Annotated in this window: 16 protein-coding genes; all 16 read left to right on the top strand. The window is 29.9% G+C overall.

Translation table 11 applies throughout. The features are described from left to right. Complete coding sequence (locus ACIDC4_RS20390) at positions 1 to 1,119, top strand: glycosyltransferase family 4 protein (protein WP_412043730.1); 1,119 nt, start codon at positions 1 to 3, stop codon at positions 1,117 to 1,119. Positions 1,120 to 1,149: 30 nt separating this feature from the next. Then, a complete protein-coding gene (locus ACIDC4_RS20385; RefSeq protein ID WP_412043731.1) occupies positions 1,150 to 1,983 on the top strand; it encodes a glycosyltransferase in 834 nt (277 codons plus the stop codon). Next, positions 1,983 to 2,885, top strand: coding sequence for an NAD-dependent epimerase/dehydratase family protein (locus ACIDC4_RS20380; protein ID WP_412043732.1), 903 nt, complete (start codon positions 1,983 to 1,985; stop codon positions 2,883 to 2,885). The genes ACIDC4_RS20385 and ACIDC4_RS20380 overlap by 1 nt, the downstream gene beginning before the upstream one ends. Then, positions 2,885 to 3,850 carry an MraY family glycosyltransferase gene (locus tag ACIDC4_RS20375; protein WP_412043733.1) on the top strand — a complete coding sequence of 322 codons (966 nt, stop codon included), beginning with the start codon at positions 2,885 to 2,887 and terminating at the stop codon, positions 3,848 to 3,850. Before ACIDC4_RS20380 ends, ACIDC4_RS20375 begins: the two co-directional genes overlap by 1 nt. Beyond that, positions 3,847 to 4,272, top strand: a complete 426-nt coding sequence (locus ACIDC4_RS20370; protein ID WP_412043734.1) for a WxcM-like domain-containing protein — start codon at positions 3,847 to 3,849, stop codon at positions 4,270 to 4,272. The genes ACIDC4_RS20375 and ACIDC4_RS20370 overlap by 4 nt, the downstream gene beginning before the upstream one ends. Then, positions 4,265 to 5,401 carry a DegT/DnrJ/EryC1/StrS family aminotransferase gene (locus ACIDC4_RS20365; RefSeq protein ID WP_412043795.1) on the top strand — a complete coding sequence of 379 codons (1,137 nt, stop codon included), beginning with the start codon at positions 4,265 to 4,267 and terminating at the stop codon, positions 5,399 to 5,401. Before ACIDC4_RS20370 ends, ACIDC4_RS20365 begins: the two co-directional genes overlap by 8 nt. Positions 5,402 to 5,419: 18 nt before the next feature. After that, the gene (rfbC, locus tag ACIDC4_RS20360) at positions 5,420 to 5,968 is read left to right on the top strand and encodes a dTDP-4-dehydrorhamnose 3,5-epimerase (protein ID WP_412043735.1); all 549 of its coding nucleotides are present in this window, start codon (positions 5,420 to 5,422) and stop codon (positions 5,966 to 5,968) included. Beyond that, a complete protein-coding gene (rfbD, locus tag ACIDC4_RS20355; RefSeq protein ID WP_412043736.1) occupies positions 5,968 to 6,813 on the top strand; it encodes a dTDP-4-dehydrorhamnose reductase in 846 nt (281 codons plus the stop codon). Before rfbC ends, rfbD begins: the two co-directional genes overlap by 1 nt. Before the next feature lie 84 nt (positions 6,814 to 6,897). After that, positions 6,898 to 7,782 carry a glucose-1-phosphate thymidylyltransferase RfbA gene (gene rfbA, locus ACIDC4_RS20350; RefSeq protein ID WP_412043737.1) on the top strand — a complete coding sequence of 295 codons (885 nt, stop codon included), beginning with the start codon at positions 6,898 to 6,900 and terminating at the stop codon, positions 7,780 to 7,782. An 84-nt stretch (positions 7,783 to 7,866) separates the two neighbouring features. Then, positions 7,867 to 9,834 (top strand): polysaccharide biosynthesis protein, encoded by a 1,968-nt coding sequence (locus ACIDC4_RS20345; RefSeq protein ID WP_412043738.1) that lies wholly within the window; start codon positions 7,867 to 7,869, stop codon positions 9,832 to 9,834. A gap of 164 nt (positions 9,835 to 9,998) precedes the next feature. Next, complete coding sequence (locus ACIDC4_RS20340) at positions 9,999 to 10,865, top strand: ABC transporter permease (protein WP_412043739.1); 867 nt, start codon at positions 9,999 to 10,001, stop codon at positions 10,863 to 10,865. Between the two features lie 49 nt (positions 10,866 to 10,914). Continuing rightward, entirely contained in the window at positions 10,915 to 12,198 is a 1,284-nt protein-coding gene (locus ACIDC4_RS20335; protein WP_412043740.1) for an ABC transporter ATP-binding protein, read from the top strand. Positions 12,199 to 12,201: 3 nt separating this feature from the next. Continuing rightward, positions 12,202 to 13,200, top strand: a complete 999-nt coding sequence (locus tag ACIDC4_RS20330) for a glycosyltransferase family 10 domain-containing protein (RefSeq protein WP_412043741.1) — start codon at positions 12,202 to 12,204, stop codon at positions 13,198 to 13,200. Then, positions 13,184 to 13,867: an FkbM family methyltransferase gene (locus ACIDC4_RS20325; protein ID WP_412043742.1), complete on the top strand. Its 684-nt coding sequence runs from the start codon at positions 13,184 to 13,186 to the stop codon at positions 13,865 to 13,867. The genes ACIDC4_RS20330 and ACIDC4_RS20325 overlap by 17 nt, the downstream gene beginning before the upstream one ends. Then, complete coding sequence (locus ACIDC4_RS20320) at positions 13,843 to 14,790, top strand: GDP-L-fucose synthase family protein (RefSeq protein ID WP_412043743.1); 948 nt, start codon at positions 13,843 to 13,845, stop codon at positions 14,788 to 14,790. The genes ACIDC4_RS20325 and ACIDC4_RS20320 overlap by 25 nt, the downstream gene beginning before the upstream one ends. Then, on the top strand, positions 14,787 to 15,110 hold a 324-nt coding region (locus tag ACIDC4_RS20315), incomplete at its 3' end, for an acyltransferase family protein (RefSeq protein ID WP_488381162.1). The genes ACIDC4_RS20320 and ACIDC4_RS20315, both read left to right, overlap by 4 nt.

The following is a 15,110-nucleotide window of genomic DNA, read 5'->3' as shown; positions in this document are numbered from 1 at the left end:
ATGAGACTGTATATTAATTTGATTAATTTTAACTCAAACAAACTAGCTGGTGTAGGTTATTTTTTTAAAAGGATAATTAGTAATATTGATTTTGGTGACGAAAAGTGGAATAAATTTGATGAGATAATTTTATTGTCAAATACAAATGTTGACTGTTTGACTTTATTTGACATTAATGTCAATGTTAAAATAAGAGTTGTTAAATTTTCATTTTTACATAATTTCGCATTTAGAATTTTATTTGAACAGTTTGTTCTTCCTTTTTATTTAATGAAGGGGAAAAATGTTGTTTTTTCTCCAACACCATCGATTCCACTTTGGGCAAAACTTTTAAATAAAAAAAATGTTTTGATTTCGAGTATACATGATATGATACCTTTTAGAGTCGATAATAAATACTCTTTTTTACGTAGTCTATATATAAAAGGATTATCTAAAAAGGCGGCACAGAATAGTGATCTAATTATCACTGTTTCTGAGTTTTCTAAACTTGATATTGTTGAAATTACAAATATAGAATCATCAAAAATTAAAGTCATTTATAATTTTATTCCAGAGTTTAAGTTTTCTTCTGAATCTATTTCGGAGCCCTACTTTGTAACAGTTTGCACTATTGAACCGGGTAAAAATATTGAAAATATGATTATTGGTTTTAATAATTTTTTGAATAAAAACAAAGAGTTTGATTTTTATAAATATAAAATAGTTGGGCAGTTCGGATGGAACTATAATACAATAATTTCCTTGATAAAGGATTTAGGATTAGAAGAAAAGGTTGAACTAATGGGTTATCTTAGCGATGTTGACAAAAATAAAGTAATTGAGAATTGTACAGGTATGATTTACTTAAGTAAATATGAAGGTTTTGGAATTCCGCCTTTAGAAGCGATGTATTTTGATAAAATATCAATTGTCTCTAATATTTCGTCTTTACCAGAAGTCGTTGGAGACGCTGGAATTGTTCAAGATCCAAATGATACTGTACTTTTAGCTGATAATTTAAAGAAATTGATTACTAATTCTGATGACTTTAGAGCTAATATTAAATATCAAATTGGGAAATTTAATCCTCAAATTCAAATAAATAAATTTGTTGAGATTATTACTTTTTATTCTTGATTGTTAAGTTTCCAATTTTAATTTAAATAAATGTCAAAAAAAGTTTTTGAATTTTCAGTGTTAATGTCTGTGTATTATAAAGAAAAACCAGATTTCCTGAGAAGATCTATAGAATCAATTATTAATCAAACATTGATTCCAAATGAGATCGTACTTGTTAAGGATGGTGAATTGACAGAAGGATTGAATAATGTTATTAATGATTATGAAATTAAGTATCCACATATTTTTACTGTAGTATCCTTACCTAAAAATGGAGGTTTGGCTAATGCTTTGAATGAAGGAATGCGGGTAGTTAGAAATCCAATTGTTGCAAGAATGGATTCTGACGATATTTGTTTTAAGAATCGATTTGAAATACAGATAAATTATTTAATAAATAATAGTTTAGATATTGTTGGAGGGCAAATAGTTGAATTTTCGAAAGATATTAAAGATGTTGTATCTATTAGAGAAGTGCCTCTATTCCATCAAGAAATTGTGAAATTTATGAAATTTAGAAGCCCTTTTTCACATCCAACTATTGTGTTTAAAAAAGAAGCTTTTGATTTTTTAAAAGGATATGATGTTAATATCTTTCCAGAAGATTATGATTTTTTTGTTAGGGCCTACTTAGCTGGATTTATGTTTGGTAATGTTAAAGAGAATGTATTATTTTTTAGACTTGGAGAAAACCTATCCGATGCTATTAAGCGAAGATGGGGCTTAAATTATGCTATTAATGAAATCAAACTTTATAGGAAGTTCTTAAAATTAGGATTCTTTAATTATTTTGAATATATTAAAGTTTTGCTTTTTAAAATACCATTACGAGTTTTGCCATTTAAATTGTATAGCTATATTTATTTTAAATTCTCAAGATAATGAAAAAGATAGCAATTACTGGAGCTACTGGATTCGTAGGGACAAATCTAGAGAAATATTTGAAAAGATCATATAAAGTCAGGACTTTGAGTGTGCGGTATGTACATGATCAAATTTTTAATATAACAGATGATATTATAATTCACTTGGCAGGAAAAGCCCACGATTTAAAAAAAGTCTCAAATCCTCAGGAATATTATGAATCTAATTTTGAATTAACAAAGCAATTGTTTGACGCCTTTATAGTTTCTAAAGCGGATGTTTTTATTTTTATGAGTACAGTAAAAGCTGTCGCGGATAAAATAGATGGAGTGTTGACAGAAGAAGATCTCCCAAATCCCCAAACTCATTATGGTATTGCAAAACGGCAGGCAGAAGAATATATTTTAGGGAAAGAAATATCAAAAGAAAAAAGAGTTTTTATTATCCGGCCATGCATGATACATGGTCCTGGAAATAAAGGAAATCTAAATTTGCTCTATAATGTAGTAAAAAAAAGAATTCCTTATCCTCTAGCTGCATTTCAGAATGAGAGATCTTTCTTAGGAATTGACAATTTTAATTTCATGATTCTAAAAATTCTTGAAAATAAAAATATAGCTTCCGGAGTTTATAATTTTGCCGATGATGAGGTTTTATCAACAAACGAATTAGTTCAAATAATATCAGAAACATTAAATAAAAAAAATCTATCGCTTGCTATTCCTAAATCTATCATAAATGGAATTGCGAAGTTTGGCGATTTAGTAAAATTCCCTTTAAATTCTGAGACAATACAAAAGCTAACTGAAAATTATAGAGTTTCAAATCAAAACATTAAAAATGCAATAGGAGTTGATAAACTACCTAATACTGCACAACAAGGATTAGAACAAACAATAAAAAGTTTCAGCAAAAAATAATGCAATACACAATACTAGGAATAATTTTAATGATTTTGATGTTACTTTATTTTAAAGTAGCCAATCGTTATAATATCATTGACAAACCCAATCTAAGAAGTTCTCATACTGAAATCACTTTAAGAGGAGGAGGGATTATTTTTTGGTTCGCTGCTTTAATTTATTTTTTACAAAATATTCAGACGAATTATTTTTTCTTTACCGGGATTACTTTGGTTAGTTTAGTTAGTTTTTGGGATGATATTCAGAGTTTGTCTAACAAAATTAGGATTTCAGTTCACTTTTTAGCCATTACCTTGATTTTTTATGATTTAGGAGTATTTAACCTGATGCCTTTTTATGGAGTTGCTATTGCCTATATCCTGGCAATAGGATTGATAAATGCTTATAACTTTATGGATGGGATCAATGGTATTACAGGATTGTATACTTTGGTTGTTATGAGTGCATTATTATACGTGAACAAAAACATTCAATTTTTCTTTGATGCTGTTTTTATAAAGTATGCGATGATTGCTAGTTTAGTTTTCTTATTTTTTAATTATAGAAAAAAGGCAAAATGTTTTGCCGGAGATATTGGCAGTATCGCTATCGCCTTTTGGGTTATTTATTTGACTTTGAAATTGATATTGGTAACCAATTCGCTTGTATGGCTATTGTTCTTAGCTATCTATGGTGTTGATGCTATTTGTACCATTATCCATCGATTGTACTTAAAACAAAATATTTTTGAAGCACATCGTCTTCACTTATATCAGGTTTTAAGTAATGAATATAAAATACAACACCGCTTGGTCTCTTTATACTACGCAATCGTTCAAAGTGCAGTTTCAGCTTTAGTTATCTTTTTATATCAAAAGGTTAATGATGTAATCCTATTTGTAATTGTGATATCACCATTGCTCTTAATATATACCCTTAAGTTTTATTTGTTAAATAAAAGCGATTTAAAATTAAAGGCATGATTCCAAAAATAATTCAGGGAGGTAATTTCTCCGACCATCGAGGAACTATTTCGTATGTTAATGATTTTAAGTTTACGGATATCGAAAGATTCTACATCATTAGTAATTCTGAAGAAAATCCTATTCGTGCCTGGCAAGGACACAAATTAGATACTAAAAACTTTTATTGTTTAACGGGTTCTTTCAATATTCATTTTATAAAAATTGATAATTGGGAAACTCCGTCAAAAGAATTAACCGTAGAAACTATTTTTGTTTCTGCTAATGATAATAAAATATTGCATATTCCTGCAGGTTATGCGAATGCTATAGAATCTTTAGAAAAAGATTCAAAACTAATTTCTTTTTCAACATTACCGCTTGCAAATGTTGGTGACGATGATGTTCGTTATCCTTCAGATTATTGGAAAATTAATGGATAATCAACGAATTTATTTATCCTTATCTGAGCAAAGCGGTTTTGAACAAGAGTATATTCAAAAGGCTTTACAAACAAATTGGATCACTTCCGGAGGGCCAAATGTTGATGAATTTGAAAGTGCTTTAGAAAATTATCTAGATGAGAAATCATTTGTCTCGGCACTCAATTCAGGTACATCGGCTATTCATTTAGCATTAGTTTTGTTAGGTGTGAAGGAAGGAGATGAAATTATTTGTCAAACTATGACTTTTTCGGCTTCGGCAAATCCGATTCTGTATCAGGGCGCCATCCCAATTTTTGTAGACAGCGAATTGGACACCTGGAATATTTGTCCCGAAAATTTAGAAATTGCAATTAAAGATAGAATTAAAATAGGCAAAAAGCCAAAAGCAATTATAGCAGTACATCTTTATGGAAATCCATATAAAGTAGATGAAATTCATGCTATTGCTGATAAGTATGATATTCCAATTATTGAAGATAGTGCTGAAGCTTTAGGAAGCTCTTATAAAGGAAAAAAATGCGGGAGCTTTGGAGATTTTGGAATATTTTCATTCAATGGAAATAAAATAATTACAACATCAAGTGGAGGTGCTTTAATCACTAATTCAAAAGTATTAAAAGAGAAAGCCATTTTTTATGCAACCCAATCTAAAGATGACGCGGTGCATTACCAACATAGTCAGATAGGCTATAATTACCGAATGAGTAATATTTGCGCAGGAGTGGGATTGGGGCAGATAAAAATTTTAGATAGAAATGTAGATTCCAGAAGAAAGATCAATAGTTTTTATAAGGAGATATTTAGGGATATTGAAGGAGTGGATGTTTTTGAGAGTATTAATGAAAATTATTTTTCGAACTATTGGTTAACTACTATTTTGGTTGAACCTTATAAAAATAGAAATAAGGAAAATTTGAGACTTGCGTTTGAAGAGGCAAATATAGAAAGTCGCCCACTTTGGAAACCCATGCATTTACAGCCAATTTTCGAAAAACACCCATATTACGGTAATAGAATTGCTGAAAATTTATTTGAAAAAGGATTATGCTTACCCTCGGGATCAAATTTATCAATAGAAGATAAAAAGAGAATTAGAGAAGTTATAGTTGACTTCTTTAAAAAATAAATAAGAATTGATTTTAATATGAAAATTGAAGAAACGTTTATAAAAGATTTAGTAATTGTAGAACCAACTGTTTTTGGAGACGAAAGAGGCTATTTTTTTGAATCTTACAGTAAAACTAAATTTGAAGACTTAGGAATTAATATAGAGTTTGTTCAGGACAATCAATCTTTTTCTAAAAAAGGAACTTTAAGAGGTTTGCACTACCAAAATCCGCCATTTGCACAAACAAAATTAGTTCGTGTTTTAGAAGGAGAAATTATAGATGTCGCTGTTGATTTAAGAAAAGATTCTTCTACTTACGGAAAAGCATTTAGTGTTTTGTTATCAGCAGAAAATAAAAAACAATTATTAGTACCTCAGGGATTTGCTCATGGTTTTTCGGTCGTTAGCGAAACAGCATCTGTAATGTATAAATGTGATCAATTTTATAATAAAGCCTCAGAAGGCGGAATTAAATTTGATGATCCCTCTTTGAATATCGATTGGGGAATGGATCTTAAAGATGCAATTGTTTCTGAAAAAGATCAAATACTTCCTTTTATTGAAAATTGTAATAGCTTATTTTAATGAAGAAGATTCTTGTAACAGGGGCAAATGGACAGTTAGGTTCTGAATTAGCTGTTTTATCATCAAATTATGCTCAATATGAATGGGTTTTCGCTGATAGGACTCAAATTACTTTAGACGATTTAGAACTTCTTGAAATTCAACTCAATCAAATTCAACCTGATGTAATTTTTAATTGTGGTGCCTATACAGCAGTTGATAAAGCAGAAACTGAAAAAGAACTGGCTTTTACAATAAATCATAGAGCGGTAGAATTAATTGCAAAATATACTCAAGAGAATAATGTGAAAGTAATCCATATTTCTACAGATTATGTTTTTGATGGGACTTCTTCAATCGCCCTAAATGAAAACGAGGATACTAATCCTGTCAATGTTTACGGAGCAAGTAAAAGAGCCGGTGAAATTGCTTGTTTAAAAGAAAATCCAAATTCAATTATTATAAGAACTTCCTGGGTCTACAGTAAATTTGGAAATAATTTTGTAAAAACGATGCAACGATTAATGCAGGAAAGAGAGGCCATTAACGTGGTAAACGATCAAATAGGCTCTCCAACGTATGCAGCTGATCTTGCTCAGGCTATGGTTGATATTCTGGAATTTCCGGAATGGATTTCCGGGATTTACAATTATTCTAATGAGGGTGAAATAAGTTGGTATGAATTTGCGTTGAGCATAAAGCAATTTGGAGGATACAGTTGTAATGTTGGCGGGATATCATCGGCATCCTATCCAACTCCTGCAAAACGCCCTGAATTTTCATTATTAGATAAGAAAAAAATTAAAACCATTTATAATCTGGATATTCCAAATTATAAAGAGAGTTTGAAAAAAATGTTTGTATAAGTAAAGATGATTTTAAGATTTAATTTTAGCATTTCGATAATTAAGAAATCTATAATTTAAATCTAAAGTCTAAAATCAAAATATATGAAAGGAATTATTTTAGCCGGAGGTTCTGGTACACGTTTACATCCATTGACTCTTGCCATGAGTAAACAAATGATGCCGGTATATGATAAACCAATGATCTATTATCCGTTGTCTACTTTAATGATGTCAGGGATCAGTGAAATATTAATTATTTCTACTCCGCATGATTTACCGAATTTCAAAAAACTGTTAGGGGATGGCTCTAGTTTAGGTTGTAAATTTAGTTATGCAGAACAGGCGATTCCTAACGGTTTGGCTCAGGCTTTTGTAATTGGAGAAGAATTTATTGGTAATGATGATGTAGCATTGATACTAGGAGATAATATCTTTTTTGGATCTAATATGAAGGAACTTTTAAAATCAAATACAAAACCAAATGGAGGTGTCGTTTTTGCTTATCATGTTTCAGATCCTGAAAGATATGGAGTAGTGGAGTTTGATGAAAATTTTAAAGCTATTTCTATAGAAGAAAAACCTGAAGAACCAAAGTCTAATTTTGCAGTTCCGGGATTATATTTCTACGATAACTCGGTTGTAGAGATTGCAAAAAATATTAAGCCAAGCGCTCGCGGTGAATATGAAATTACCGATGTTAATAAAGTGTATTTAGAAAGAGAAGCCTTAAAAGTGGGTATTTTAAGCAGAGGTACAGCCTGGCTGGATACTGGAACTTTTAATAGTTTAATGCAGGCAGGACAATTTGTTCAGGTTCTTGAAGAAAGGCAAGGGCTTAAAGTGGGTTGTATTGAAGAAATTGCCTGGAGACAAGGATTTATAAATGATACTCAATTAGAAGAACTTGCATTGCCTTTAGTGAAATCGGGTTATGGATCTTATTTAATAGATTTTTTAAAACAAAAGAAAAAAGGTGTTAAAATCTAATTTGCACTAATAAATAATTTTTTAAAACCTTTAATTTGTATTTTTGTAAGACAGACAAAGTTTACAAAATTAAACTAAACCAAATTGGATACAGATAAACAAACCAAAATAGCCTCTTTGTTGCATAATTTTCTCTCACCAAGAAATCTAAGAAGTAGCATTAACAATCTTAGCTATTTGCCAAGGTGGATTATCATTGCTATAGATGTAATGGTATTGATCTTTTCGTTTACGTTTACTTATATGTTGTTTGAAGGAACAGCATTGGGTTATATTATTACCTCACATCAGTTTTATTTTGTCTCGAGTTTAATTGTTATTAATGTATTTTTCTTTTGGCTTTTTAGAACGTATTCTGGGATTATTAGACACTCATCTTATATAGATGCTATCAAACTGCTATTTTCTCAAATGTCAGTTTTGGTTTTCTTTTTATTTTTCAATTTAGTTTTTGAATTGTATACCGGACATAAAGCTTTTTTAAATACAGCACTTTTCATAAATTTGGTTTTATCATTTTGTGGTTTATTCCTTTATCGCGTTGTAGTAAAACAAACCTTCGAGTTGTATTTTTCAGAAAAAACCAATTCTAAGTTAATTAGAACGGTAATTTATGGAACTGATGCTAATGCTATATCGGTTGCAAATGCATTGAAATTCGAAACACCTTCACGATTTAAAATTGTTGGTTTTGTAGATAAGAATAATCAGAATGCATCTAAGAGAATGCTGGATTTACCAATTCTGATTTTAAGAAAAAAACTACCTGCTTTAATGCGTTCTGTAGCTGCAGAAGGTGTTATTATAGCGGATAAAAGTTTGTCTAAAGAAGAACAATTGATTATAGTAGATCAGTGTTTAGAATTCAATTACAGAGTATATACTGTACCATTAATTTCGGATTGGGAAAATCAAAAAGAAATTTCCCAAAAAGTAAAAAACATTCAGATTGAAGACTTACTCGAAAGAAAACCTATAGTTCTGGATAGTAAATCTATTTCAAAACAATTAAAGGATAAAACAATTCTTATTAGTGGAGCGGCTGGATCAATTGGAAGTGAAATAGTAAGGCAGGTTTTAGGATTTAATCCTAAGGTGGTTATTATTTTAGATCACGCTGAAACACCTCTTCATAATTTATGTTTAGAAACTCTTTCTTTAGGATCGCAGGCCAAAATTGTAGCAGTAATTGCAGACGTTAGAAGTAAAAAAGCTTTAGAAAAAGTTTTCAAAAATTATAGTCCACATGTTGTTTTTCATGCGGCAGCTTACAAACATGTTCCTTTGATGGAGGAAAACCCATCCCAAGCTATTCAGACGAATATTAAAGGAACTAAGAATCTTGCAGATTTATCTTGTAAATATCGTGTGAAGAAGTTTGTTATGGTATCTACTGATAAAGCAGTAAATCCTAGTAATGTTATGGGAGCCAGTAAACGAATAGCAGAGAAATATGTTCAATCTTTATTTTTGAAAAATCAAAGAGAAAATATTGATGGAGCAACGAAGTTTATTACAACTCGTTTTGGAAATGTTTTAGGCTCAAACGGATCTGTTGTACCTTTGTTTACAAAACAAATTGCTGAGGGAGGTCCAGTTACCATTACGCATCAGGATATTATTCGTTATTTTATGACGATTCCCGAGGCATGCCAATTGGTATTAGAAGCCGGTGCTATGGGGAACGGAGGTGAGATTTATATTTTTGACATGGGTAAACCCGTAAAAATAATCGATCTTGCTAAAAAAATGATTAAACTGGCAGGATTTATTCCGGATAAAGAGATTAAGATTAAAATTGTTGGTTTAAGGCCTGGCGAAAAATTGTATGAAGAATTATTAAATGATACTTCTAAGACTTTACCAACCTATCATAATAAAATCATGATTGCTCAGGAAATACAAGACGAATATGAAAATTTGCATATTGAAATTGACGAGCTTATAGGCATTGCTGATTTCTACGATAATGATGATATTGTAACTAAAATGAAGAAAATTGTTCCTGAATTTAAAAGTATGAATTCTGCTTTTGAAGTTTTAGATAAGTAGTTTCTTATGATAAGTTGAATTTTGGATTCAAATGATATTAAAAAGGTGTTTTTTTATAAAACGCCTTTTTGCTTTTATAATAATTTATAAGCGAATAAAAATCTTGTTAATTAAATAAATCTTGCTTTTTAAGAACTATTTCGGTTAATTAGTTTAAAATAAAAATGAACGACAACAATACCCCAAATGATTGGTTGTTTGAAATAACACCTAAAAATAAATTCTTCTCCCTAAACCTGAAAGAAGTTTGGCAATATAGAGATTTATTGCTGCTTTTTGTAAAACGAGATGTTATTACCGTTTACAAGCAAACAGTTCTTGGACCACTTTGGTACTTAATACAGCCCTTATTTACTTCTGTAACATTTACTATAATATTCAATAACGTCGCCGGTATTGATACAGGTACTGTTCCTCCATTTTTATTTAATTTGGCAGGAATAACCGTTTGGAATTATTTTACAGCATGCTTAACGGGAACTTCAGACACGTTTAAAGCGAATGCTGCCATATTTGGAAAAGTATATTTTCCCAGAATAATTACTCCTTTATCTGTTGTAATTTCGAATCTTGTAAAATTCGGAATTCAATTTTTGATTTTTATCGGATTTTACATTTTCTATTATTTTCAAGGAGCAAATTTGGGGTTAAATGGCCTGATTTTATTTTTTCCTGTCTTAATTGTTATAATGGGACTTTTAGGGTTAGGATTAGGAATGCTAATTTCGGCAATGGTCACAAAATATCGTGATTTTAGTCATTTAATAGGTTTTGGGATACAATTATTAATGTACCTGTCTGCGGTAATGTATCCTATGAGTTTGATTAAAGATAAATTGCCTGGTTATGGTTGGCTTGTAGAATATAATCCATTAGCATATATAATAGAAACAGCCCGTTACATGCTTTTAGATGTGGGAGAAGTTTCAGTTTTGGGATTATCCTATACTTTGGCTGTTACTATTGCAGTATTTTTTATCGGACTTTTAGTTTTCAACAAAACCGAAAAAAGCTTTATCGATACTGTTTAAAATTGAGTATTTATAACTGTATATTTCATTTACCATTTTAGATTTACCATTGAAAAAAGATATAATATTAAAAGCCGAAAATATCTCTAAACAATATCGTTTAGGTCAAGTAGGTACAGGAACCTTAAGTCATGATATTAATCGCTGGTGGCATAAGATTCGAGGAAAAGAAAATCCGTATCTAAAAATAGGTGAGACAAATGATCGTTCTACAAAAGGTAGTTCAGATTATGTTTGGGCTTTGCAGGATATCAATTTTGAAGTTGAACGAGGAGAAGTTCTTGGTATCATTGGTAAAAATGGAGCAGGAAAATCGACCTTATTAAAAATACTTTCAAAAGTTACAGCTCCAACTACGGGAAGTATAAAGTCTCGCGGACGTATTGCTTCACTTCTCGAAGTAGGAACGGGTTTTAATGGTGAAATGACCGGACGAGAAAATATTTTTCTGAACGGAGCAATTCTAGGAATGACCAAAAAAGAAATTGCCTTAAAACTTGATGAAATTATTGATTTTTCTGGTTGTGAGCGTTATATTGATACTCCTGTAAAAAGATATAGTTCGGGAATGACAGTTCGTTTGGCATTTGCTGTAGCAGCATTTTTGGAACCTGAAATACTTGTTATCGATGAGGTTTTAGCTGTTGGCGATGCAGAGTTTCAAAAAAAAGCTATTGGGAAGATGCAGGATATTTCTAAAGGGCAGGGGAGAACCGTTTTGTTTGTAAGTCATAATATGGCTGCTGTAAAGAGTTTGTGCACCAGAGGAATTGTACTAGAAAATGGTAAAATTAAATTTAATGGCAATATAGATGAAGCATTAGATGTTTATTCAAGTAATGATAATTCTAGGGGACATACTGTTATTTTTGATTCAGATACAAAGCGTATTGGTTCCGGAAATGTAGAATTTATCTCTGCGGAAATTAGAGATCAGAACAATACATTAAATCATGAATTTTCTATTGGAGATGATTTAAATATTAGATTCAGATTAAAAAACAACACGAACGAAGCAAAATCTGAAGTAGGAATTCAGATAAAATCTTCAGACGAAATGCCCATATTTCATATTATGGGTAGAGATTCAAATTTTGAGTTAACTCATACGAATATACACGAAGAATATGTTGTAAGTATAAAAGACATAAGACTTTTTCCGGGTATCTATACAATTAGTTTTACAAGTAATACTACTACTGGACACCAGATATTTGACAGTATTGAAAATGCATTGTCTTTTCAAATTATCGATGGGGGTAAATATACGATTAGAAGTTTGCCAAGAGCAGCCGGTCTTTTCTTTTTAAATCCGGAATGGAAAAAATTGTAAGCAATGAAAATCGTTAAACTAACATTCAATTACGATTGGCCACTTTTTAGGCAAACTCCAAATTTCTCCCAGATTTGGGGAGACTATAAGTTTGTTATAGATGAAAATCTAAAAGAATGTGATTTTTGGATTGTGTATACTGATTACAAATTACAAATTGAGGCTGTAAAATGTAGTCCTGAAAATGTAATTTTTATTCCAGGAGAATGTTATAATACAAGCCCCAGATTTACTCAGAAATTCTTAGATCAATTTGCTGCAATCATTACGGTACAAAAAGAACTAAAGCATAAAAATATTATTTATTCACATAATGCAAATCCTTGGTTTGTTGGGAAATCATTCGATGAATTAAATTCTTTGGAAACGCCGGATAAAACAAAATTAATTTCAGTTATTTCTTCTAATAAAGCTTTTACTGAAGGGCATAGGAAAAGAGTAGACTTTGTTAAAAAACTCAAAGAATATTTTGGAGATCAACTGGATGTTTATGGAAGAGGCATAGCAGATTTTGAAGATAAATGGGATGTTTTAGCAAATTATAAATATTCAATAGCAATAGAAAATGATTATTGCGACGATTGGGTTACCGAAAAATTCTTCGATTGCTTATATACTCACACATTACCATTTTATTATGGCTGTCCAAATCTAGAAAGTATAGTTAACAAAGAATCTTTTATCCGAATTAACATAGATGATTTTGAATCAAGTGTAAAGATAATTGAGGAAGCAATCAAACAAAATGAATTTGGTAAAAGATTAGATTTGCTTAAGAAAGAATCGATTGAAAGCCTTCATAGAGATAATCTTTTTCCTTTTTTAGTAAATATATTTGATAAAATGAATACTAGTAATTTAAAAAAGAAAAATTTTAAATTAAAAAGAAATGAAGAGCATTTATTTAAATTGAAATTAAAAAATGTGATTAAAAAGCTTAAAATAAGATTAATAAAGCGGAATTTAAAAAATATAATTAAACCTGATGACTTCAAGAATTAAAAAAGCAATTAAAATTCTCATTAATTATGAGAAGAAAAAAGCGACATTAAGTCCTAATGATTTGCTACAGCATAATAGAGTTCAGCCTTGGTTTGCAGTAAATGGAGACGATACTCTAAGATTAAATTATGACTTAAATTCAGATTCTGTAGTTTTCGATGTTGGAGGATATAAAGGAGAATTTGCAGCAGGTATATTATGTAAATACGATTCAAATATTTATGTTTTTGAACCAATTAAGGTTTTTTTCGAAATCATAAAAAATAAATTTGTTCAAAACAAAAAAGTAAATGCATTTAATTTCGGATTAGCTGGAAAAGATGCTGATTTGCAAATAAGTCTTTCAGATAATTCATCATCTGTTTATCTCAAAGGAGAAAAAACAGAGACAATTAAATTAAAATCAATTGTAGAATTTTTGAATACTTATAATATAAAAAATGTTGATTTAATTAAAATTAATATTGAAGGCGGTGAATATGAACTTTTAGAATCTTTAATATCAAATAATCTTATTAACGTTTTCAAAAATATTCAGGTTCAGTTTCATGATTTTTTAATTGAGAATGCAAAAGAAAGAATGAATGAAATCCAGCAGAATCTTTCGAAAACTCATAAATTAACATATCAATATGAATTTGTATGGGAGAATTGGGAAAGAATATAGATAAAAATAGCAAAATTTATATTACAGGTCATACAGGAATGTTGGGTAATATAACTTTAGATTTTTTTAAAGAAAACGGTTATTCTAATATAATAACAACAAAACATAAAACTTTAGATTTAGTTAATCAGCAAGAAGTTGATGCTTTTTTTAAAAGAGAAAAACCAGAATATGTAATTCATATTGCGGCAAAAGTTGGTGGTATAAAGGCTAATATCGATAATCCTGCAATTTTCTTGTATGATAATTTAATGATGCAATCCAATGTTATAAATTCGGCACATAAATACAATGTAAAAAAGTTTGTGTTTATTGCGAGTTCTTGTATATATCCTGCAGCTTCGCCACAACCTATGAAAGAAGAATATCTTTTAAACGGAAAGTTAGAACCTACAAATGAAGGATATGCAATTGCAAAAATTGCAGGCATAAAACTATTAGAAAGCTACAATAAGCAATATGGTTTTAACGGAATTACATTAATTCCGAGTAATTTATACGGACCAAACGATTCTTTTGATTTAAATCATGCACATGTTTTATCATCATTAGTAAAAAGATTTACTGATGCTAAAACTAATAATGCACCTTCTATTAGTTTATGGGGTACTGGAATTGCAAGAAGAGAATTTTTGCACGTGGAAGATTTTTCGAAAGCAATTTTATATTTTTTCGAAAATTATAATTCTCCGGATTTTATAAATGTTGGACCAGGAACGGATATTAGTATAAAAGAATTAGCAGCATTAATTTCGTTAAAAGTGGGATATTCCGGAGAAATTTTGTGGGATGATACCAAACCAAACGGAATGCTTAAAAAATGTATGGACGTTTCTAATATGTTAAACGAAGGATTTAAGCCTTCTAAATCATTAGAAATAGGTGTAGATGAGGTAATCGAAAGTTATAAAAAATCGAAATGAGTAATAATGCCTTAAAATTAAACACCAATACTAATAAGTATTCTTTTATTGAAGGATTAAGAGGTTTTGCTATTTTATTGGTATTTGGTGTTCATTTTTTCGGAAAATTTCAAAAGAAAGATTACTTTTTAAGTCAAGATTCTGTTTTTAAACCAATTATTAAATTTTTACATTCTGGTCATATTGGTGTGGATTGTTTTTTTTTAATTAGTTCCTTTTTAATCTACAAATCTTTAACTAATCAGAATAATAAAATGTCTTTTATACAATTTATGTACAAAAGATACTCCCGATTATTACCTGTGATTATTTTTATTTTA

The organism is Flavobacterium sp. C3NV, from assembly GCF_046825355.2.
Classification (GTDB): Bacteria; Bacteroidota; Bacteroidia; order Flavobacteriales; family Flavobacteriaceae; genus Flavobacterium.
Note: the sequence above shows the minus strand (reverse complement) of the source record. Positions and strands in the feature narration are given on the sequence as shown.

What these genes read in the sequence shown, in the direction of transcription:
- ACIDC4_RS20390 (WP_412043730.1), top strand. Translation starts at nt 1, where the DNA reads ATGAGACTGTATATTAATTTGATTAATTTTAACTCAAACAAACTAGCT.
- ACIDC4_RS20385 (WP_412043731.1), top strand. Translation starts at nt 1,150, where the DNA reads ATGTCAAAAAAAGTTTTTGAATTTTCAGTGTTAATGTCTGTGTATTAT.
- ACIDC4_RS20380 (WP_412043732.1), top strand. Translation starts at nt 1,983, where the DNA reads ATGAAAAAGATAGCAATTACTGGAGCTACTGGATTCGTAGGGACAAAT.
- ACIDC4_RS20375 (WP_412043733.1), top strand. Translation starts at nt 2,885, where the DNA reads ATGCAATACACAATACTAGGAATAATTTTAATGATTTTGATGTTACTT.
- ACIDC4_RS20370 (WP_412043734.1), top strand. Translation starts at nt 3,847, where the DNA reads ATGATTCCAAAAATAATTCAGGGAGGTAATTTCTCCGACCATCGAGGA.
- ACIDC4_RS20365 (WP_412043795.1), top strand. Translation starts at nt 4,265, where the DNA reads ATGGATAATCAACGAATTTATTTATCCTTATCTGAGCAAAGCGGTTTT.
- rfbC (WP_412043735.1), top strand. Translation starts at nt 5,420, where the DNA reads ATGAAAATTGAAGAAACGTTTATAAAAGATTTAGTAATTGTAGAACCA.
- rfbD (WP_412043736.1), top strand. Translation starts at nt 5,968, where the DNA reads ATGAAGAAGATTCTTGTAACAGGGGCAAATGGACAGTTAGGTTCTGAA.
- rfbA (WP_412043737.1), top strand. Translation starts at nt 6,898, where the DNA reads ATGAAAGGAATTATTTTAGCCGGAGGTTCTGGTACACGTTTACATCCA.
- ACIDC4_RS20340 (WP_412043739.1), top strand. Translation starts at nt 9,999, where the DNA reads ATGAACGACAACAATACCCCAAATGATTGGTTGTTTGAAATAACACCT.
- ACIDC4_RS20330 (WP_412043741.1), top strand. Translation starts at nt 12,202, where the DNA reads ATGAAAATCGTTAAACTAACATTCAATTACGATTGGCCACTTTTTAGG.
- ACIDC4_RS20325 (WP_412043742.1), top strand. Translation starts at nt 13,184, where the DNA reads ATGACTTCAAGAATTAAAAAAGCAATTAAAATTCTCATTAATTATGAG.
- ACIDC4_RS20320 (WP_412043743.1), top strand. Translation starts at nt 13,843, where the DNA reads ATGGGAGAATTGGGAAAGAATATAGATAAAAATAGCAAAATTTATATT.